The following is a 20,945-nucleotide window of genomic DNA, read 5'->3' as shown; positions in this document are numbered from 1 at the left end:
TGCTGGCCTTTTTTGTAACTAAATTTCTGTAATACCAATTATTACGGGGATTTGTATGAAGACTAAAGATAGGGCATGTGATGTCTGGCGAATTTAACCTGATTGAAAAATATTTTGTAAATCGACAACCACAACGTAAAGACGTACATCTGGCAGCGGGCGATGACTGTGCTTTGGTCAAAGCGCCAAGTAATGTTCAGATCGCGATCAGTACGGACACCTTAGTGGCGGGCACTCACTTCTTAGCGGAAGCGAATCCAGCTTGGGTAGCACACAAAGCCTTGGCTTCGAACATCAGTGATCTTGCGGCTATGGGCGCGACACCTGCTTGGGTTTCGTTTGCGTTAACCATGCCTGAAGTCGATGAAGCGTGGCTTGCCCCATTTTGTGATTCTTTTTTCAAACTTGCAGACTACTTTGGTATTCAACTAATCGGTGGTGACACGACCAAAGGACCGCTGAGTTTGACATTGACTGTGCAAGGATTTGTACCAGAGGGCCGAGCACTACGCAGAGATGGCGCGAAAGTGGGTGACTGGATTTACGTAACGGGCAACTTAGGCGACAGCAAAGCGGGCCTAGAGGTGATATTAGACCCAGAACAGAACCAAGCTAAGCCTTATGCGCTAGAGCTTGAAGAGAGACACTACCTGAGCACTCCACGAGTTTTGGCTGGTCAGGCATTAGTAAACCTTGCTTCGTCTGCCATTGATATCTCTGATGGTGTTATTGCTGATTTAAAACACATTCTCAAGCGTTCTCAGGTCGGTGCAAGCATTGATGTGAGTACGTTGCCTATTTCCGCTGAATTACGTCAATTCTCTTCCGATATTACTTCTGCACAACAGTATGCGCTTACCAGTGGTGAAGAGTACGAACTCTGCTTTACCGTGCCGGAAGAAAATAAAGGTTCACTGGAAAGTGCTTTGTCACACACTGGAACAAAAGTCACCTGCATTGGCCAGATAAGACCTGTAGAATATTTTGAACTACACAATAATGGTGAACCACTAAGCTGGAACTTAACTGGTTACGATCACTTTAAGGTTAATTGATGACAAATCCACTTTCTGCAATCTCTCTTAAAAATCCTTGGCATTTATTGGCAACAGGATTTGGCAGTGGCTTATCGCCTATTATTCCCGGCACCATGGGCACGCTTGCTTCGATTCCATTTTATCTATTGCTGGTTCAGTTACCTTTTCCTATTTATGTCATTCTTGTGATTGTGAGCTGTATTATTGGTATCAAAATATGCCAAGTGACCTCTGATGACATGGGCGTGCACGATCACGGCTCTATTGTATGGGATGAGTTTGCAGGCTTTTGGATTACCATGGGCCTGGTGCCGTTGTTGGGTATTCCTGTTAATGATTGGAAATGGCTATTCGCTGGCTTCGTGCTGTTTCGTTTTTTCGATATGGTAAAGCCTTGGCCAATTGGTTGGTTAGACAAGCGAGTTCACGGCGGCTTAGGTATCATGATTGATGATATTGTGGCGGGTATTATGGCGGCGATTTCGCTGTATGCCGTGGCACATTTTTCAGGCTGGCTCGTTTAAGAATCAATACCCAAAGAACGAACAATAATAGAGAAAAACAAGGAATTACAATGTCTAAGAAGGTTTACTGTATCGCTCAATTTCAGCCAAAAGAAGGCAAACTGAACGAACTGTTTGAGGTTTTAAAATCACTAGAGCCAAACACTCTGCGTGAAGATGGTTGTATTCAATACACAGTGACTCGTCACATTCAGAGCCCATTTGCTGAAGGCCAGAGCTTCCCGATTGCTTTCAATGAGATCTGGGCAGACAACGAAGCGTTTGAAGCGCATTGCCAACGCCGTGAGATTCAACAGTTCTTCCAAGAGCAGTGTGTTGAAGAGACAGGCTTGGTTGAGAACTTTAACGTTGCTATCTACTCTGATGAACCAGAGAATTACGACGCACCAGTACTTAAACCTTGTTGCTGAAATAAGGTTGGGTTAGCGAAAGTTAGTTGAGCGATATGAGGTTTAGCTAACGAGTTAGCAGATACTAAAAAGGTTGACCCTAGGGCCAACCTTTTTTGTTTTTTAGCTTATGCCGTTTGCTGGTGAAAGCTATTTAGCAAGGTAGTCAGAGATAGACTTATCAATACCTTTCGCATCTAAGCCAAGCTCTTCATGCAGTTCGCCTTGAGTACCTTGAGCAATAAACTTGTCTGGTAGACCAAGGTTCAATACTGGCATCAGTAGCTTTTCTTGCATCAAGAATTCAATCACACCCGCGCCGGCACCACCTGCAATCGCGTTCTCTTCGATTGTCACAAGTACATCGTGGTCAGCAGCAATTTGTTTGATCAAAGCTTCGTCTAACGGTTTCACAAAACGCATGTCAGCAACCGTCGCATCGATAGCGTCAGCCGTTTGAAGTGCACTTTCAAGGAAAGTACCAAAGCTCAGAATAGCGACTTTCGAGCCATCTTTTGCTTTTTCGCTTTCGCGAACGATACGACCTTTACCAATCTCAATCGCAGTAAATTCACTTTGAATCTCTGTACCCATGCCATTACCGCGAGGGTAACGAACGGCACTTGGACCTGTGTGCTGGTGGCCAGTGTATAGCATTTGACGACATTCGTTTTCGTCGCTTGGTGCCATGATCACCATGTTTGGAATGCAGCGCATAAAGCTTAAGTCAAACGCACCTTGGTGTGTTTGGCCATCTGCACCGACAAGACCCGCACGGTCAATCGCGAACATAACCGGTAGATCCATGATGGCAACATCGTGGATCAGTTGATCGTAGCCACGTTGTAGGAAAGTCGAGTAGATAGCCACAATCGGCTTATCACCCGCAATCGCCATGCCAGTTGCTAGCGTCACAGCGTGTTGCTCAGCAATTGCTACATCGAAGTACTGTTCTGGGTATTCTTTAGAGAAACGTACCATGCCAGAACCTTCACGCATTGCAGGCGTGATTGCCATCAGCTTAGGATCTTGCGCGGCCATATCACACAGGAAGTCGCCAAAAATCTTAGAGAAAGTTGGTTTAGAGCTAGTGCTCTTAGGCAGACTTGAATGCGCAGGATCGAATTTAGGTACACCGTGGTAGCCAATAGGATCTTTTTCAGCTGGCTCGTAGCCTTTGCCTTTCTTAGTCATGATATGCAGGAACTGAGGGCCTTTTAGGTCCCTCATGTTCTTCAGCGTTTTAATCAGCTCATTTACATCGTGACCGTCAACTGGACCAATGTAGTTAAAGCCTAACTCTTCAAACATGGTGCCAGGGACAACCATGCCTTTTAGATGTTCTTCTGTACGACGAACGAGCTCTTTAATCGGCGGAACGCCCGATAGCACTTTCTTGCCACCCTCACGAATTGACGTGTAAAGACTGCCAGAAAGAACTTGAGCTAGATGGTTGTTCAGAGCACCTACGTTTTCAGAAATCGACATCTCGTTATCGTTAAGGATAACCAGCATGTCATTGTGAATATCGCCCGCGTGGTTCATGGCTTCAAATGCCATACCAGCAGTAATTGCGCCATCACCAATCACACTGACGACTTTACGATTCTTGCCTTCTTTCTTCGCACTGATCGCCATACCGAGTCCGGCACTGATCGATGTTGAAGAGTGACCAACAGAAAGCGTGTCGTACTCACTCTCTTTACGCCATGGGAATGGATGCAGTCCATCTTTTTGACGGATAGTCGACAAGCGGTCGCGACGACCCGTTAGAATTTTGTGCGGGTATGCTTGGTGGCCAACATCCCAAACCAACTGGTCAAAAGGTGTGTTGTACACATAGTGTAGAGCCACTGTTAGCTCTACCGTACCTAAGCCTGACGCTAAGTGACCACTTGACTGGCTCACTGAGTTAAGAAGATAGGTGCGTAATTCATCACAAAGCTGTGTAAGCGTCTCTTTTGGAAGTAGACGCAAATCCTCTGGCTTATCAGCCAAAGCAAGAGTTGGGTACTTTGATATATCAAGAGTCATAGGTAATACGCGCTTATTGTCTTAGTTCTTGCGCTCGATGACGTATCGGGCGAACTCTTCGAGTAACTGGGTATTGTATGGGATTGCAGCCAAAGCTTGAAGCGCTTCCTGTAGCAGAGTTTGCGCTTTTTCTTGAGCGCCCTCTAAACCTAACAAAGAAGGGTAGGTGCTTTTGTTCAAATCTTGGTCAGAGCCCTGTGGTTTGCCCAAAGTTTCGGTATCGCTAGTGATATCTAAAATATCATCTTGAACTTGGAAGGCTAACCCGATTGCATCGGCGTACTTGTCTAATTGAGGCATCACTTCAAACGCTTTTTCGCCAGCAGCCAGAGCACCTAAACGAATCGCACTCTTCATTAGAGCGCCAGTCTTATTACGGTGAACTTCTTCTAACTCTTCTAGCGTGACAGAGCGATTTTCAGCTTCAATATCAAGCGCTTGTCCAATACACATACCTTGTGCACCAGAGGCTTCTGCTAGGCGTTGAATCATTCGAACGCGATTGCTTTCCCCGTCAGCACTTAATGTGCCTTCCGCAAGTATAGTAAACGCGAGAGTTTGTAGTGCATCGCCCGTTAAAATTGCCGTTGCTTCATCGTATTTGATGTGACAAGTCTGGTGGCCACGACGCAGTTCGTCGTCGTCCATTGCTGGAAGGTCGTCGTGAATCAGAGAATAGGCATGAATACATTCGATTGCTGAAGCTGGAGTGTCGAGTTCTTCAGCGGTGCAACCGAGCATGTCCCCAGTAATGTAGACAAGAAATGGACGTGCGCGTTTGCCGCCTAAAAGTAACCCATAACGCATCGCGTTGATTAGGTTCTGATTTTGGTGTGGCAGGCGATCAAGCCAAAGGTTCAGTTGCTCGTTATTACGTGCTTGATAAGACAATAACGTCTCGATCATAGGGGGTCTCATACAATTCGTTATTCAGGTTGTGGGTTAAAGTCACTCAGTTCTGCATTTTCATCATTTTGCAGTAGGATGCTAACACGCTGTTCAGCGTCGTTTAGTTTACTTTGACCAGCACGAGCGAGGGAGATGCCTCGTTCGAATTTTTTCAGCGCATCATCTAAAGCTAGATCACCATTTTCTAGTTGATCAACCAAGCCATCAAGCTCTTCGATAGCCGCTTCAAAGCTCATATTTTCAGGTTTCTTAGTAGCCATAATAAATCTGCGTTTGGAAAGATGAACGAACGTTACCCTAGGCCGTTGATATGGTCAAATGTAACCAATAAATTTTGCTAGAAAGTTCGTTTTTAAGAGGCTTCAAGCCACTTTCATCTAATAACCCTACCTTTATCGAGTTTATGACTGGTTGATAAGAGCAAAGCGGGTAATAGTTGTGATCAAAAAACTAAAAGTGTGATACTTAGGCCAAGAATTTACTAAAAGATCTTATAGTCTGGCCGATAAGAAGATTATCGTCGACATAGAGCTACAAAAAAGCATGAGGAGTGCTCAGTGGATTTAGCAACCCTAATAGGTTTGATTGGTGGATTTGCCTTTGTAATCATGGCAATGATCCTAGGTGGAAGCCTCGGGATGTTCTATGACACGACATCCATTTTGATCGTGGTTGGTGGTTCAACGTTTGTTGTTCTGATGAAGTTCACCATGGGACAATTCTTTGGTGCGACCAAAATCGCTGGCAAAGCATTTATGTTTAAAGCTGACGAGCCTGAAGATCTTATCGCTAAAGTTGTAGAGATGGCTGACGCAGCACGTAAAGGTGGTTTCTTAGCACTTGAAGAGATGGAAATCAGCAACAGCTTCATGCAAAAGGGCATCGATCTATTGGTCGATGGCCATGATGGTGATGTGGTGCGTGCGGCACTGCAAAAAGACATTGCGTTAACCACAGAGCGTCACGAACAGGGCGCGAAAGTGTTCTCTGCATTCGGTGATGTTGCCCCTGCGATGGGTATGATCGGTACCTTGGTTGGTCTGGTTGCGATGCTTTCGAACATGGATGATCCTAAAGCGATCGGCCCTGCGATGGCAGTTGCACTTTTAACGACTCTTTATGGTGCGATTCTTTCGAACATGGTGTTCTTCCCAATCGCAGACAAGCTTGCATTGCGCCGAGATCAGGAGACGCTAAACCGCCGCTTGGTAATGGACGGTGTATTAGCCATTCAAGATGGTCAAAACCCGCGAGTGATTGACGGTTACCTGAAGAGTTACCTGAACGAAGGTAAGCGTAGTCTTGATGGTGAAACTGATTAAGGGGGAAGAATGAAGATGGATGAAGACAATCCATGTAAATGTCCCCCTCCCGGTTTACCTCAATGGATGGGAACATTTGCTGACTTAATGTCACTGCTGATGTGTTTCTTCGTACTGCTGCTCTCGTTTTCTGAGATGGACGTATTGAAGTTCAAGCAGATTGCCGGCTCGATGAAGTTTGCATTCGGTGTTCAAAACCGCTTGGAAGTGAAAGACATTCCTAAAGGCACTAGCATCATTGCACAAGAGTTCCGCCCTGGTCGCCCAGAGCCGACACCGATTGACGTGATCATGCAGCAAACCATTGATATTACTCAGCAAACGCTAGAATTTCATGAAGGTGAATCTGAGCGTGCTGGTGGTACGATGCGTGACCAAGGCAAGATGACCGGAGGTAAGTCTCCAGAGGTGTCGACTCACGACAATCAAAACTCTGAGTCAGACCAGCAACAGCAGCAAGCTGAGGCTCAATCGCAAGAGATGGAAACCTTGATGGAAAGCATCAAGAAAGCACTTGAGCGAGAGATCGACCAAGGTGCGATTGAAGTTGAAAATCTTGGCCAGCAGATTGTGATTCGAATTCGCGAGAAGGGTGCATTCCCATCGGGTTCTGCTTTCCTACAGCCTAAGTTCCGACCACTAGTTCGACAGGTTGCTGAGCTTGTTAAAGATGTGCCAGGTATTGTTCGAATCTCAGGACACACCGATAACCAGCGACTTGATTCTGAGCTTTACCGTTCTAATTGGGACTTATCATCGCAACGTGCGGTGTCTGTTGCTCAAGAAATGGAAAAGGTCCGTGGTTTCTCTCATCAACGTTTGAGAGTGCGTGGTATGGCCGATACAGAGCCTGTCGAGTCCAACGATACAGAATGGCAACGTAGCCTTAATCGCCGCGTAGAGATCAGTATCATGCAGGGTGAGCCGCTCTATAGCGAAGAAGTCCCAGCAATCGCTGAATAGTCTTTATCAAGAATATGCATTCCAAAGCCCAATCTGTCGTAGATTGGGCTTTTTCTTTGTGTGATACACAAAAGTGTTTGTAACAAGCAGACAAGAGAAGATATCGAGAAATGAGCTTGGATGAAATCGAGACGGTAGTTTGTCGCCAAGGTGAGTTTATTAATGGCACCAAAGCACGCACTCTTTTCCTTGTTTGACTTTCTCATGTATAATTCGCGCCCTTAGATTTAATATTGATCTATTATTGCTTCAATAACTATGTGAAATGACCTTTTACGTGGTGATGAACCTATTAAAATTGTGAACCTTATTGGCGTGAAAGTACTATGAAATTTATTGTTAAGCCCCACCCGGAAATTTTTGTAAAAAGTGAATCGGTGCGTAAGCGCTTCACAAAGATTCTAGAACGTAATATTCGTACTATTCTTCAGCGTCGTACTGAGTCTGTGGCTGTCTTCAACCGTCGCGACCACATCGAAGTGACGTCTGAGAGCGATAAATACTTCAAAGAAACACTCGAAGTATTGACGCAAACTCCGGGTATTCATCACTCCCTTGAGGTTCAGCAATCAGAATTTAAAGACCTGCACGATATTTACGAGCAAGTTCTTGAGCGCAGCCGCAGTCTTATTGAAGGTAAGACTTTCTCTGTGCGAGCTAAGCGTCGTGGTAAACATGACTTTACCTCTATCGAGCTAGAACGCTACGTAGGTGGTGGTTTAAACCAAGCGGTTGACTCAGCAAAAGTAAAACTGAAAAACCCAGATATTACCGTTAAAGTTGAAGTCGAGAACGACAAGCTAAACCAAGTAATTGAACGTCATAAAGGCCTAGGCGGTTTCCCTCTAGGTACTCAAGAAGATCTACTGAGCTTGATCTCTGGTGGTTTTGACTCTGGCGTTTCGAGCTACCTACACATCAAACGTGGTTCTAAGGTGCATTACTGTTTCTTCAATCTTGGTGGCCCTGCTCACGAGATTGGCGTTAAGCAAGTTTCTCACTACCTATGGAATAAATACGGCTCATCTGCAAAGGTGAAGTTCATCTCTATCGATTTTGAACCTGTAGTTGCAGAGATCCTTGAGAACGTTGAAGACGGCCAAATGGGCGTTGTTCTTAAGCGTATGTTCATGCGTGCTGGTGGTATGGTTGCAGAGCGCTTCGGTATCGAAGCTCTAGTAACGGGTGAAGCATTGGGTCAGGTTTCTAGCCAAACGCTAACTAACCTACGTCATATCGATAACGTGACGGATACTTTGATCCTTCGTCCGCTGATCAACTGGGACAAAGAAGACATCATCGACCTGTCTCGTAAGATTGGTACTGAAGACTTCGCTAAAGTAATGCCTGAGTACTGTGGTGTTATCTCTAAGAAGCCAACAGTGAAAGCGAAGAAAGGCAAACTAGAAGCGGAAGAAGCTAAGTTTAACTTCGAAGTGCTGGATCAAGTGATCGAGAACGCTCGTATTATGGATATTCGTGATATCGAGAAAGAGAGCCAAGAACAGGCACCAGAAGTGGAGCAAGTTCAAGCCGTTGCTGAGCACGCTGTCGTTCTAGATATCCGTAGCCCAGACGAAGAAGACGAAAGCCCACTAGAAATCGATGGTGTTGAAATCAAACACATCCCGTTCTTCAAGCTTTCAACTCAGTTTGGTGACCTAGACCAATCGAAAGAGTACTTGTTGTACTGTGATCGTGGTGTCATGAGCCGTCTGCAAGCGCTTTACTTGCAAGAGCAAGGCTTCCACAACGTTAAGGTTTACCGCCCATAGTGGTGTGTTGACCAACCGTTAATCATTTTGCAAAGCCGCTTACTGAAAAGTAAGCGGCTTTTTTATTTTCTATTATGAATGATTTACAGTAGTCAGACAGAGGCGTGAGTTTGGGCGTGCTATCGTCATGCTCAGCTTTAAAATTTTTGATTGATAGAAATGGTGAGCTCTAAACGGATTTATATGTAACTGAAGAAGTGTGAGTATCTTGAAGTATTCTGTTACTTTTTAGTGCAACTCAGTGGTTCTATTTGTATGTGTTCAGTTGATTATTTGAGTGGGTGTCTGATTCTGTGATTAGCGATGAAAAATAATAAAGATTAATTAGCACAGCTATTGATAAACTTGTTGTTATTTTGCTTTGGGCATAAAAAAACACCGCCTTAAAGGCGGTGCAAACCAATTTGACAGACAGGTCAAAATAAATACAGGAAGTATATGCCTCGTTTCAGTATGGAACTGCAACAAAACATTTGGTAGAACTCTACCCAACTCGAAAAGTACGAGTTTGCAAACACAACATCGCAGGAGCTAAACCAATTGATTCTGGAGAGAATCAAGCCGTTCAGGCTAGCTGCTGCGGGATGAAATATAGAATTTCTCTGGCCGCTAGGCAATGGACAAATTATAATGTTTCAGATAAAAAAAACTAATGCCAATTTAGAGAGTAACTATGTCTCGTCGATTACCCCCATTAAACTCCTTGAGAGTGTTTGAAGCCGCGGCTCGACACTTGAGTTTTACGCGTGCCGCAGAAGAGTTATTTGTTACTCAAGCTGCAGTAAGTCATCAAATTAAGGCGCTTGAAGAATTCTTGTCATTAAAGCTCTTTCGCCGAAGAAACCGCTCTTTGTTGCTGACTGAAGAGGGTCAAAGCTACTTCTTAGATATTAAAGATATCTTCACTTCTTTGGCTGAGGCGACAGACAAGGTGCTTGAGCGAAGCGAGAAGGGCGCATTGACCATCAGCTTACCGCCAAGTTTTGCGATTCAATGGTTAGTACCAAGGTTGGCTGACTTTAATCAGCAAGAACCGGATATCGATGTGCGAATCAAAGCCGTAGATATGGATGAAGGCTCGCTAACGGATGACGTAGACGTGGCTATTTACTACGGGCGAGGCAATTGGTCGGGGCTTAGAGCTGATAAGCTTTACCAAGAATACTTAATTCCTCTTTGCTCACCGTCGGTATTGCTCGGAACGAAACCTCTAGAATCGTTAAGCGATTTGGCATGCCATACGCTACTGCACGATACCTCTCGAAAAGATTGGAAACAGTTCGCGAAACAAAATGGCATTGATGGCGTTAACGTGAATCACGGCCCTATCTTTAGCCACTCGACCATGGTGTTGCAAGCTGCTGCCCATGGGCAAGGTATCGCTCTGGGGAACAACGTTTTAGCTCAGCCTGAAATCGAGGCCGGTCGCTTGTTGGCTCCATTTGATGAAGTGTTGGTGAGTAAGAATGCCTTCTATGTGGTGTGTCATGAGAAACAGGCCGACATGGGACGTATTGCGACCTTCCGAGATTGGATGTTAGCGAAAGCACAAAGCGAACAAGAGGACTTACTCGATGAGTAACCTAATTATTGATGGTGAAGACAACCCAGTAACCTTTGTCTTCGCGCACGGCGCCGGTGCAGGTATGGATCATGAGTTCATGCAGTCGGTAGCCAAAGGGTTGGCATTTAAAGGAATACGAGTGATTCGCTTCAATTTCCCTTACATGATTAAGAGAGCTGAAGATGGCAAGCGTCGTCCACCTGACAGAGCGCCTAGGCTGCTTGAAGCTTACCAAGAGGTTATCGAACAGGTTGATGCCGACAAGCTTGTCATTGGCGGCAAGTCGATGGGAGGACGTATGGCGAGCCATTTGTCTGAAGTTGATAAGGTGGCAGCAATGGCATGTTTGGGTTTTCCCTTTCATCCTCCAGGCAAACCAGAGAAATACAAAGGTGAGCACTTGGCTGAGTTAACAAAGCCGTGCCTTATTCTACAGGGCGAGCGCGATACCTTTGGTAAGCGTGATGAGTTCGCTGATTTCGATTTGTCGGATTCAATTCGTGTTGAGTTTATTCCCGATGGCGACCACAGCTTTAAGCCACGCAAGAGCTCTGGTTACACCGAACAGCAGAATATTGCGTTAACCGTTGAGAAGTTATCAGCGTTTATCAAAGAGGTGCTCAATGAGAAGTAAGTATTTACTAACGTTTGCTGGCATCTCTGGCGCGATTGCTGTGATGCTTGGCGCCTTCGCGGCTCACGGGTTGAAAGCGATTTTACCTGAGTATCTGTTAGGTGTGTTTGAGACCGGTGTTCAGTACCAGTTTATCCATACGCTCGCGATATTGGCGTGTGGCGCTCTGCTACAGATGAAACTTGGCGCTAAATCACAAAAATATTTTTTCATTGCGGCAATTTGCTTTATCATCGGCATCCTTTGTTTTAGTGGCAGCCTTTATGGGCTAGCACTGACAGGAATAAAATGGTTTGGCCCTATAACACCGTTTGGTGGTCTACTATTTATCATTGGTTGGGGAGTCTTCTCCTTCGCTGCTTTGAATATAAAAGAGGTAACTCAGTGAAACACGTACTACTTTATTGTCGCTCTGGTTTTGAAAAAGAATGTGCTGGCGAAATTCAAGACAAGGCAACACAACTGGAAGTGTTTGGTTTTCCTCGCTTAAAGAGCAATACAGGCTTTGTATTGTTTGAATGTTATCAAGCTGGCGAAGCCGATAAGCTGATCAAAGAAGTTGATTTCCAATCACTGATCTTTGCTCGTCAAATGTTAGCGGTTGCTGTTGAGATCAAAGATCTCCCAACAGACGATCGTATCTCTCCAATTCTTGAGGCGCTTTCTGAGAAAGAAGGTTTCCCACGTTGTGGTGATATCCGTATTGAAACGCCAGATACCAATGAAGCGAAAGAGCTTTTGAAGTTCTGCCGTAAGTTTACCGTGCCGATGCGTCAAGCAATGCGTGGTAAAGGCCTGATGACTGCGAAAGATAACGCTAAGAAGCCAGTGCTTCATTTATGCTTTATTGCGCCGGGTCACTGCTTTGTTGGTTACTCTTACCCAACCAACAACTCACAGTTCTTCATGGGCATTCCTCGTTTGAAATTCCCATCAGATGCGCCAAGCCGCTCTACATTGAAGCTAGAAGAAGCATTCCACGTATTCATCCCTCGTGATGAGTGGGACGAGCGTCTGGCTCCGGGTATGTGGGGCGTAGATTTAGGTGCGTGTCCAGGTGGTTGGACTTACCAATTGGTTAAGCGCTCTATGTTTGTTCACTGTGTCGATAACGGCATGATGGCAGATAGCCTAATGGAAACGGGTCAAATTAAGCACCACATGGTGGATGGCTTTAAGTTCGAACCTGATCGTAAGAACGTAACTTGGATTATTTGTGACATGGTTGAGAAACCTGCACGTGTTGCTCACTTAATGGGTGAGTGGATCATCAAAGGCTGGGCGAAAGAAGCACTGTTCAACCTTAAGCTGCCAATGAAAGGTCGCTACGATGAAGTACTGCAAGATATCGAGAACCTAAAACAGTTCCTTATCGATAACAAAGTTAAATTCAAGATGCAGGCAAAGCACCTTTATCATGATCGCGAAGAGATCACGGTTCATATTCAGTCACTTTCGAATATCTCACCGTACTAATTGTTAGTGCAGTGAAGAGTGACTAATATCAGTCATTAATCGGTCTATCAGTGGCCAATAAAATGCTCCTTTATGGGGCATTTTTTGTATCTGCAATTTGGTGGTATAGATGGTGACGTTTTTGGTTGGTCGCTTGGTCATCGTCGCCGATTTATGCTTTAACCTCTGCGATCATCAGTTAAAAAAGCCGTAAGAGATCGAGACTTACGGCTACCTAATTCAGGGGTGATACGAAGCAGGATTTAATTAATAATTCAGCGGCAAAACTAAGTAAGTTTTACGACAAGAACATTCTAGCCAAAAGTGATTTTATTATAAGTAAGTGAATGTAAGTAAAGAATGTAAATGATAAGAATTATCATTCAAAGTGTGTAATATTCACGCTTCCTCACTTGATTCTATAAATTATAAAAACACAATATGAAACTTAAAGCATTATCAGTGGCCGTTACGGTTGCCTTGACTTCATTTACTGCCCTTGCTGCAGACGAAACAGAAACCGTTGTCGTTATCGGTTCCGCTCTTGATCAACTTGTTCAGACAGAAATCAATTCAGATATCCTTGAAAAGAAACAAGCATCGGACATCAAAGATGTTCTGAACACCATGCCTAGCGTAACGGTAGACGGAAACGCACGTTACTCTCGAAAAGTGTTTGTACGTGGTATGGAAGATAAATTTTCCGTAGTGACCATTGATGGTGCTCGTCAAGAAGGTCAGCTATTCCACCACTCAGGCGACCAAGCGATTGATCCTGCGATGCTTAAACGCGCCGAAATTGAACTCGGTGGTAACTCTGCGCTATCTGGCTCAGGTGCGATCAACGGTTCGTTTAGCTACGAGACGAAAGACCCGAGCGACCTTCTTAAGCCAGGTGAAAGTATTGGCGCTCGAGTAAAAACAAGCTACCAAACGGCTTACGAGCGCTTTGCAACTAACGTGGCTGTGTACGCAAAAGTGAACGACAAACTACAGTTCATGGGTATTGCTAACTACTCAGAAGATGGTGACCTGCATATTCCCGATCAGAAAGCGGTAACCTCAAAGCAGGGTGAGCTGAAGTCTGGATTGGCTAAGGTTGTTTTCATCCCAAATGATGCGAACGAATTCAAATTAACGTTCAACCGATACAGTGATGGCGGTAAGCGTCAGCTTTCTGGTGAGAAGGCCGGTGCACTGTATGCTGACGACGAGCACAACTACCACTCTCTAAACCGCGATACTGTGACACTGCAGCACGAATACGATGCAGGCAGTGATTTGGTTCATCTGAAAACTAACGTCTACTACAACCGTCAGTACATGGATCGTGACGCGCTTATTGACACTGCTTGGGACAAAGACGCGAACGGCGATTGGATTAAAGACGGCACAATTGCTATTCCTGATCGTGAATACAACGTGACGACCATTGGTGGTGACATTCGTAATAGCTCTTGGGTTGGTGAGCATGAGCTTACTTACGGCCTTGATGGTTACAAAGCTGAACAATGGATTGATGCCGGCGATGGCGTTTATCAAAGCGGTTCAAAGCAAGGTGAAACCAAGAAGTACGGTATGGATGGCGGCACGGTTACAGCGTACGGCCTTTACGTGCAAGATATGTATGAATTCAGCGATTTCCGTTTAACCACAGGTCTGCGTTACGACGTTCATAAGCTGGGTGGTGTATACACGGGTGATTTCGACCAGCTGTCTCCAAAGTTCAAGGGGGAATACCAAACCACGGACAACCTAAAACTTCGTCTTGGTTACGGTCGTTTGTTTAAAGGTGCATCACTGCCAGAAACGCTAACGATGAAAGCGGCATCCGACGTTGACCAGTCTGATACTAAGGCGATGACAGGTAATAACTACGAAGCGGGTTTTGATTACGAACTGACAAGCTTACTTGCGGCGGATTACGCCATTCTAGGTTTCACAGCTTACACCTACAACCTTGATAATCAAATGCACCCAACCAAGAACAACTCAACATTAGCTAACCAGTATGATGTTGAAGTGTGGGGTGTTGAAACGGTATTAAGCTATCAGCTAGATGCGCTAAGTGTTTATGCTAACCACTCGTACTCCGATGGTGACCAGAAAGATCTAGAAAATGGTAAAACTAGCCATATGAGTAAAACAGGCATTCACAATTTCAAGGCGGGTTTCAACTACAGCCTGAACAGTGAGTTTGTGTTTGGTTGGGACTCTCGCTTTGTTCCTGGTAATGATTACACGGATGAAGATGGTGAACAGATCAAACGTGCAGGCTTCGGCACACACAATATTTGGGCGGCTTACACGCCAACATTTGCTAAGGATCTAGAGATGAACCTTGGTGTTGATAACTTATTCGATAAGAAATACGCAGAGCATACTGGCTTTGGTATCTCTTGGGGTTCAGATAAGTACACCAGCTACGAAGCAGGTCGTAACTTCAAAGCCTCAATCGCTTATAGCTTCTAATCCACTCTTTACTGCAAGTCATTCTAGAAATAGAAGTTAGTCAATATAAGCGACATGTTTCGTCTTAGTGTCTCGTCCTAAAATACGTTGACGATTTTAGTAAGCCAGTAACGCAAGTTGCTGGCTTTTTTCATGCATCTTATTTGGCGTATTCATACCTAGGCTGAGATGTGGCCTCATTTCGTTGTACGTATATATTGACTCTTCAACAAGTGTTTTCAACTCGCGAAGATCTTTGCACTGAGTAAGCAAGAACTCTTGCTTGAGGATACCATTGACCCGCTCAGCTAACGCGTTTTGGTAGCAGTCATAACCATCAGTCATTGATGGAGTTATACCATGCTTTTTAAGTTTCTCTTGATAGAGGTTTGAGCAATACTGAAGCCCTCTATCTGAGTGATGGATTGTCGCATGACAATAACATCGAGTTTTTACCGTCATATCTAAAGCCTTCACAACATCGCTCGCTTTCATTTCATTGCTAACTTCATACCCCATGATTTTACGGCTGAAGGCATCGGTAACCAATGACAAGTAGTGAACGCCCTCGTTTGACTGAACATAAGTGATGTCGCTCACCAGAACTTCTTCTGGTTTTGACGGAACGACTTCTTTTAGCAAGTTCGGATGTTTTTTCATCCAGTGTCTGCTGTTCGTTGTTTTGGTGTAACTTCGTTTCGGCTTAACGAGTAAGCGCTCTTCTCTGAGGTAATTAAACAAAGCATCACGGCCAAGTTTTATTCCCTTAGCTATCAACTTCGGCTTCAGTAAGAAATAGAGCTTACGAGCTCCCAGCCGAGGCATGAATCGTCTTATCTCAAGCACCATCCCTTTCACAGGAGCAAGCACAGCCTGACGAGTGGTCTCACGCTTTTCTCTCTGATAGACACACTGACGAGATATATTGAGCAATGAACAAGCTTTACTTAAGCTTACTTTCTTCTCTTTTTGAAGGCTTCTTGCTCCTTCGCTATATACTTTTTTCTTAGCGACATCCCGTGCTCAGCATCAAGAATATCAACAACCCTATTGAGAAGAAGGCATCTGAGACGTTCATCTTCGAGTTCTTGTTCAAGTCGTTTTATTTTTTGGGCAGGCGTTTCATTCGCTCTCGGTGATTTAGGCATCGTGTTCTTCCTTGGGTTGGTAGTCCAATCCATTTTGCCATGCTTTCTTAACCAAGTAAGAACAGTCGAACGACCTTGTATGCCGTAAATTGATTGGGCTTGTTTATAGGTCATGTCGCCCTTTTCGATGGCGTCTACAACCTGTAATTTAAAGCCTAGTGTGTAATCACGCTGAGTGCGCTTAACGTGGTGTTTATTTGGAATGGTCATCATTAGTCCTCAATGTGTAAACACATTTCAGGACGGGACATAGTTGAAACCAAAAAAAGCCTTAGTTCAGACTAAGGCTTTTCTACTTTCTAATGACTGGTTTTTTAAGCTATTGTATTGATTTATAGTTGATCTATCTCTAACGGTGAGCTTTTTAGCGATTGAGCTTGTAACGTCGAATTAAGACACCGCTTCGTAGCGAATATCTTGCAGATTAAAGCCCAAATCGATGTCTGTTTTGAGTGCTGAAACGAGCTTACATACGCGAGCTGACTCGATATGCTCATCGAACTTCTTACGATACTTTTTCGGTAAATCTTCAGCTAAGAATGCCGCTTCAATATCTGGATACGTGGTTAGGATCTCTTTGGCAGCTTTTGGGCCAACTCCTGGGATCCCCGGAACTTGGCTTGAACTAACGCCCGTTAATCCCCAGTAATCTGCCAGTTGTTCAGGTTTAACTCCAAACTCAGCTTCAATGAAGGGCTTATCTAACCAACGATGTTGGAAGTAATCACGGATCTGTAGCGTTGGTGATAGTAGTTGGCAATAGCCTTTATCAGTAGAAATGATCGTGACCTTTTCACCGTGGTCAGCCACTTTCTTCGCGAGTGTTGCTACTAGATCGTCTGCCTCATCGCCGTCTGAAAGCAATGAATCAATACCGAGTTCCCACCATGCTTGCTGAATCGCATCGAGCCCTTTCATTAAAGGCTCTGGCATCGGCTTGCGGTTTTGCTTATAGGCAGGCAGTACCTCAGCGCGCCAGCCTCGATCTTGTAGATGATGATCAAATACCGCGATGATGTGCGTGGGTTGTGATTCGTTTAGGATTCGGTTTAGTGTGCGAGCCGTTGTGGTGATGGTTCTTGTAATATCGGTGGGATCCGGCTGAACAGAGTGCACGCGTCGGATGAGGTTTAAGGCATCGATAATAACAAGATGGATAGACATAAGTTTCCACTAAATAGGCAATAAAAAAGGGGCTGCTAGCCCCTTATAGTAACGTATCACTTGGTGAGTTGAAACGTTAGCGACGTAAACGCCATAACTTGATTAGCTTTATCCCTTACTAGCTCTGACCGCGGGCTGATGAAGGCCTTAAGATCAATGAGTGCTTTGCTATCAGTCACTTGGTACGTCAGTCGTTAGATATAACCGTTACTTGGTCGATCAGTTACTCGGTGCGATCTTATAGCAAGGAACGTAATCCGTACCGCCTGGCAGTTTCATTCGATGCTGTTCAACAAAGTCATTCAGCAGTCGATCCATCTTGGTCATCAGTTCTTTGTCGCCATCAATCAAGAATGGACCATGTTTCTCGATTTCAAGAATGCCTTCGGCTTTGACGTTACCTGCCACGATCCCAGAGAACGCTTTACGTAAATTCGCTGCAAGACTCTCTGTTTTCTGATCCATATGCAGGTCGAGTGCCGCCATAGACTCATGGGTAGGGTCGAATGGCAATTGGAACTCAGGCTCAATATGCAGCGACCAGTTGTAGCTATAAGCATCGCCGGTCTCTTTACGGTGAGAGCGCACATCTGGCATTGCTTGCTTCATTATTTTCGCAGCGCGTGCTGGGTCATCAATCACGATCTCATAGTGTTTTTGTGCTTCTTCACCCAAGGTTTCGCCGATAAATTTATCAATCGAACGGAAGTAAGCTTCACTCTCTTTTGAACCCGTTAATACAATCGGCATAGGTTGGTCGACGTTATTTGGGTGCATCATGATCCCTAAGATATACAGCAGCTCTTCGGCAGTGCCGGGACCACCCGGGAAAATAATGATGCCATGCGCCATACGAACGAATGCTTCAAGACGCTTCTCGATATCTGGCATGATCACCAGTTCGTTGACGATTGGGTTTGGTGGCTCAGCAGCAATGATTGAGGGCTCGGTAAGCCCCAAGTAACGATGGTCTGTATAACGCTGTTTAGCGTGACCAATCGCCGCGCCTTTCATCGGACCTTCCATTGCACCCGGTCCACAACCGGTACAGATGTTCAGTTCACGTAGGCCTAATTCATTACCCACTTCGCGAGTATATTGGTATTCACTGGCATTAATTGAGTGACCACCCCAACACACAATCAGGTTCGGCTCAATGCCGGGTGTGAGTGCTCCAGCGTTTCTCAATATACCAAACACGAGGTTGGTAATGTGAGTCGCATTGGTTAGGTTCAGCCTTTGGTTATCGGCTAAATGCATGTTGACGTAAACAATGTCACGCAGCACGGAGAATAGGTGCTCTTGGATACCCTTGATGATTTCACCGTCGACAAAGGCGTGCTCTGGCGGGTTGCTCAGTTCGAGCTTGATACCACGCTCACGGCGCACGACCTCAACATCAAACGATTGATACTTGTCGAGCAACTCTTTGGAATTGTCGGTGTGGCTACCCGAGTTGAGTACCGCTAACGTACAGTTACGATACAGTTGGTACAGATCACTAGACGCGGTTTTCTTAAGACGCTCAACTTCAAGTTGAGAGAGTAAATCCATGCTACCGGCAGGGCTGATATGAGTGATCATAGTGCCTCCTTGTTGAAAAGAGCAGGGGGACGTTGAAGTGACCCTCTGGCTCGAGAGTGAGAAGCAAACGTTGAAAGTGTTTGGTTAAAGGTGAGAGAGTTAACCAGACGAAACGGTTACGACAGCGTTGCTTAATGACTTAGTTAGAATGGCTTAAGAGCCTATATACAGATGCTTAAGTACGTATACACTGATTCTTAGGTTCATATATACAGAGACTTAAAAGCTTATATACGTATTGCTTGTCAAAAATGCTTGTTAAGCGAATGTTAATCATTAGCTTAGCAAACATTGAGGGAATTGGTATGTGATAAGTATTTGAAAAAATGAAATAAATTAAACGTTGGGCTGGCTTAGTGCGATATGAGTTGGTTGGTACCACGTTGTTTTGCTTTATTCAGCGTCTTATTTAATCGCTCTAGCACTTCTTCCGGTGTATCAGATTCTTTAAACTGAGTGCTTGCCGCACAAAGAGTAATCGTGATCTGTTGGTCGCGGAATTTAAAAGGTAGGCGGCTAACTTGAGCTTGAATGTTTTGAATCACCTGATGGCAATATTCATCCGTTTGTTCTGGGAGTAACAAGACGAACTCTTCACCAGAAAAACGAGCCACAGTATCAGTAATACCGACTTCTTTGGTGATGGTTCTTGCGATGATCTTAAGTGCTTTATCACCCGCGGTATAACCAAAGCTATCGTTAATGGCTTTAAAATTATCGATGTCTAATAGCACGACTCGCAGCGAGTGTTGCGCGCGAATCCAACGACGGTACTCAAGCTCCAAGCGATCGGTAAAAGCGGTGCGATTGTAGACCTTAGTGAGTGGATCAAGCAGCATACGCTGAGCCTGATCTTCAAGACGTTTTCTGTAGTCTTGGGTCACTTCGTAGAGAGAGTCTAATTGAGTTTTTCCGTAACTCATTCTCTCGATCAAAGCTTGTTCTTTTTGCTCTGCATGATTGAGTCGCTCTGACAGGGAGGCTATCTCGCTAAGCAGCGGATTGATCGACTGTTTCAAGACAGTAATGTCAGTGGCTTTATCAACCGAGCTTTGGCTTTTGACGACAAGGTCGCTTAACTCTGAGTTAAGGCCTTGGCGGTGTTCAAAATAGCTTTGGCTTTGATCGGTATTTTGGTCTGCTGTTTTGATACTCGAAGAGAGTGATGCATTGAGCTGGTCGATAAACTGTTCGGATTTCTTACGCTCTAAATTAGTGCCTTCAATCACCAGTTTGAGGATCTGAAGTGACAACTCAAGTAGGTTTTGTGTTGAAACACCCAGCAGTAGCTTTGCTCGAATATCGATAAGTAAGTCACCTGATTCACCCTCGAAGTCGAGTTCAGTGATCAAGTGCTGTAATTCTGTGGAAAGGTCCGAAAGTAATTCTTGCTCAGGAGATTGAGCCGTATCGCCAAAATGAGTGCGAGAGTTGTTCGCCATAATCTTTATGGCACGCTCATAAATACTGAGAAGCTTCATGGCGTGGTCAACTTTCTGACTGCCATTGCATTCGGAGAAGCTAAGTAAGTTTCGTAGGTCGCGTTTCAACTGCGCTGGAAGACCAGTTATGCGTTGTAGCGTTTCACCACTATGCTTAATGCTATCGTCCAGATATCCGTTCTGTTTATCCATAGCCAACGTTTTCTGCTTGAGCATCCTTTCTAAGACTGCCAACTTTGGGATCATTGAGCTGATGTCTTTTTGCTTTTCTAGCTCTTCCCGCAGGGCAATAAGGTTTTCATCTAAGTGTTCGTTACTTCCAACACACGCGTCACTTAATGATGTGACGATACGCTTTAGAACTTTTTGCTCTCTAATAAACTTGAACGAGGTGTCTCTCTGTGTCAAACGAACTTGTTCCAACTGAACTTTCAGCTGGTGGAGTTGCGCGTGAATGTCTTGTTCGAGAATGCCCATAGATGTATTAATTAGCGCCGAGTAGACCGATCACGATCATTTAGATGAAATTCCATTGCATCGATAATAACAA

At 44.8% G+C, this 20,945-nt stretch carries 18 protein-coding genes; 11 read left to right on the top strand and 7 right to left on the bottom strand.

Annotation, left to right across the window (positions count from 1 at the left end; translation table 11 throughout):
- The first annotated feature begins 80 nt into the window (after positions 1 to 80).
- Genes thiL through QUF19_RS13405 form a run of 3 tightly spaced genes read left to right on the top strand, consistent with a single transcriptional unit; the run spans position 81 to position 1,971 of the window.
- Positions 81 to 1,055 carry a thiamine-phosphate kinase gene (gene thiL / locus QUF19_RS13415; protein WP_286294608.1) on the top strand — a complete coding sequence of 325 codons (975 nt, stop codon included), beginning with the start codon at positions 81 to 83 and terminating at the stop codon, positions 1,053 to 1,055.
- Positions 1,055 to 1,561, top strand: coding sequence for a phosphatidylglycerophosphatase A (gene pgpA, locus QUF19_RS13410; protein ID WP_108110896.1), 507 nt, complete (start codon positions 1,055 to 1,057; stop codon positions 1,559 to 1,561). The genes thiL and pgpA overlap by 1 nt, the downstream gene beginning before the upstream one ends.
- A gap of 50 nt (positions 1,562 to 1,611) precedes the next feature.
- Entirely contained in the window at positions 1,612 to 1,971 is a 360-nt protein-coding gene (locus QUF19_RS13405) for a putative quinol monooxygenase (protein ID WP_102437309.1), read from the top strand.
- 129 nt (positions 1,972 to 2,100) lie between these two features.
- On the opposite strand, the gene dxs is transcribed toward QUF19_RS13405, so the two are convergent.
- Genes dxs through xseB form a run of 3 tightly spaced genes read right to left on the bottom strand, consistent with a single transcriptional unit; the run spans position 2,101 to position 5,153 of the window.
- Positions 2,101 to 3,984: a 1-deoxy-D-xylulose-5-phosphate synthase gene (dxs, locus tag QUF19_RS13400; RefSeq protein WP_286294607.1), complete on the bottom strand. Its 1,884-nt coding sequence runs from the start codon at positions 3,982 to 3,984 to the stop codon at positions 2,101 to 2,103.
- A 21-nt stretch (positions 3,985 to 4,005) separates the two neighbouring features.
- A complete protein-coding gene (ispA, locus tag QUF19_RS13395) occupies positions 4,006 to 4,890 on the bottom strand; it encodes a (2E,6E)-farnesyl diphosphate synthase (RefSeq protein WP_286294606.1) in 885 nt (294 codons plus the stop codon).
- A 20-nt stretch (positions 4,891 to 4,910) separates the two neighbouring features.
- Positions 4,911 to 5,153 carry an exodeoxyribonuclease VII small subunit gene (gene xseB, locus QUF19_RS13390; RefSeq protein ID WP_004734405.1) on the bottom strand — a complete coding sequence of 81 codons (243 nt, stop codon included), beginning with the start codon at positions 5,151 to 5,153 and terminating at the stop codon, positions 4,911 to 4,913.
- A 297-nt stretch (positions 5,154 to 5,450) separates the two neighbouring features.
- Between xseB and pomA the strand changes: the two genes are divergently transcribed.
- The 8 genes from pomA to QUF19_RS13350 all read left to right on the top strand — a co-directional run bounded on the left by pomA (position 5,451) and on the right by QUF19_RS13350 (position 15,078).
- On the top strand, positions 5,451 to 6,215 hold the full coding sequence (gene pomA, locus QUF19_RS13385; protein WP_017106271.1) for a flagellar motor protein PomA: 765 nt from the start codon (positions 5,451 to 5,453) through the stop codon (positions 6,213 to 6,215).
- Between the two features lie 15 nt (positions 6,216 to 6,230).
- Positions 6,231 to 7,178 carry a flagellar motor protein MotB gene (locus tag QUF19_RS13380; RefSeq protein WP_029223478.1) on the top strand — a complete coding sequence of 316 codons (948 nt, stop codon included), beginning with the start codon at positions 6,231 to 6,233 and terminating at the stop codon, positions 7,176 to 7,178.
- A 326-nt stretch (positions 7,179 to 7,504) separates the two neighbouring features.
- Positions 7,505 to 8,953 carry a tRNA uracil 4-sulfurtransferase ThiI gene (gene thiI, locus QUF19_RS13375; protein ID WP_065110890.1) on the top strand — a complete coding sequence of 483 codons (1,449 nt, stop codon included), beginning with the start codon at positions 7,505 to 7,507 and terminating at the stop codon, positions 8,951 to 8,953.
- A gap of 673 nt (positions 8,954 to 9,626) precedes the next feature.
- Positions 9,627 to 10,535 carry a transcriptional regulator GcvA gene (locus QUF19_RS13370; RefSeq protein WP_017106275.1) on the top strand — a complete coding sequence of 303 codons (909 nt, stop codon included), beginning with the start codon at positions 9,627 to 9,629 and terminating at the stop codon, positions 10,533 to 10,535.
- The gene (locus tag QUF19_RS13365; RefSeq protein WP_286294591.1) at positions 10,528 to 11,151 is read left to right on the top strand and encodes an alpha/beta fold hydrolase; all 624 of its coding nucleotides are present in this window, start codon (positions 10,528 to 10,530) and stop codon (positions 11,149 to 11,151) included. The genes QUF19_RS13370 and QUF19_RS13365 overlap by 8 nt, the downstream gene beginning before the upstream one ends.
- The gene (locus QUF19_RS13360; RefSeq protein WP_004734382.1) at positions 11,141 to 11,539 is read left to right on the top strand and encodes a DUF423 domain-containing protein; all 399 of its coding nucleotides are present in this window, start codon (positions 11,141 to 11,143) and stop codon (positions 11,537 to 11,539) included. The genes QUF19_RS13365 and QUF19_RS13360 overlap by 11 nt, the downstream gene beginning before the upstream one ends.
- Entirely contained in the window at positions 11,536 to 12,627 is a 1,092-nt protein-coding gene (rlmM, locus tag QUF19_RS13355) for a 23S rRNA (cytidine(2498)-2'-O)-methyltransferase RlmM (protein ID WP_029223477.1), read from the top strand. The genes QUF19_RS13360 and rlmM overlap by 4 nt, the downstream gene beginning before the upstream one ends.
- A gap of 420 nt (positions 12,628 to 13,047) precedes the next feature.
- Positions 13,048 to 15,078 carry a TonB-dependent receptor plug domain-containing protein gene (locus QUF19_RS13350; protein WP_286294589.1) on the top strand — a complete coding sequence of 677 codons (2,031 nt, stop codon included), beginning with the start codon at positions 13,048 to 13,050 and terminating at the stop codon, positions 15,076 to 15,078.
- A 96-nt stretch (positions 15,079 to 15,174) separates the two neighbouring features.
- Here the strand turns inward: QUF19_RS13350 and QUF19_RS13345 are convergent.
- The 4 genes from QUF19_RS13345 to QUF19_RS13330 all read right to left on the bottom strand — a co-directional run bounded on the left by QUF19_RS13345 (position 15,175) and on the right by QUF19_RS13330 (position 20,872).
- Positions 15,175 to 16,415 (bottom strand): IS3 family transposase gene (locus QUF19_RS13345; protein ID WP_434784918.1). Its coding sequence is split into 2 segments (ribosomal slippage): positions 15,175 to 16,043 and positions 16,043 to 16,415, totalling 1,242 coding nucleotides; the frame shifts between segments, so codons are not numbered across the junction.
- Positions 16,416 to 16,595: 180 nt separating this feature from the next.
- Positions 16,596 to 17,369, bottom strand: coding sequence for a flap endonuclease Xni (gene xni / locus QUF19_RS13340; RefSeq protein WP_281053421.1), 774 nt, complete (start codon positions 17,367 to 17,369; stop codon positions 16,596 to 16,598).
- A gap of 219 nt (positions 17,370 to 17,588) precedes the next feature.
- Positions 17,589 to 18,953, bottom strand: coding sequence for a nucleotide 5'-monophosphate nucleosidase PpnN (gene ppnN / locus QUF19_RS13335; protein ID WP_102435103.1), 1,365 nt, complete (start codon positions 18,951 to 18,953; stop codon positions 17,589 to 17,591).
- 353 nt (positions 18,954 to 19,306) lie between these two features.
- Positions 19,307 to 20,872 carry a GGDEF domain-containing protein gene (locus tag QUF19_RS13330; protein WP_286294587.1) on the bottom strand — a complete coding sequence of 522 codons (1,566 nt, stop codon included), beginning with the start codon at positions 20,870 to 20,872 and terminating at the stop codon, positions 19,307 to 19,309.
- Between the last annotated feature and the right edge of the window lie 73 nt (positions 20,873 to 20,945).

It is taken from the genome of Vibrio sp. FE10, from assembly GCF_030297155.1.
In the GTDB taxonomy this organism is placed as follows: domain Bacteria; phylum Pseudomonadota; class Gammaproteobacteria; order Enterobacterales; family Vibrionaceae; genus Vibrio; species Vibrio apostichopi.
This window is presented reverse-complemented; position numbering and strand designations above follow the sequence as displayed.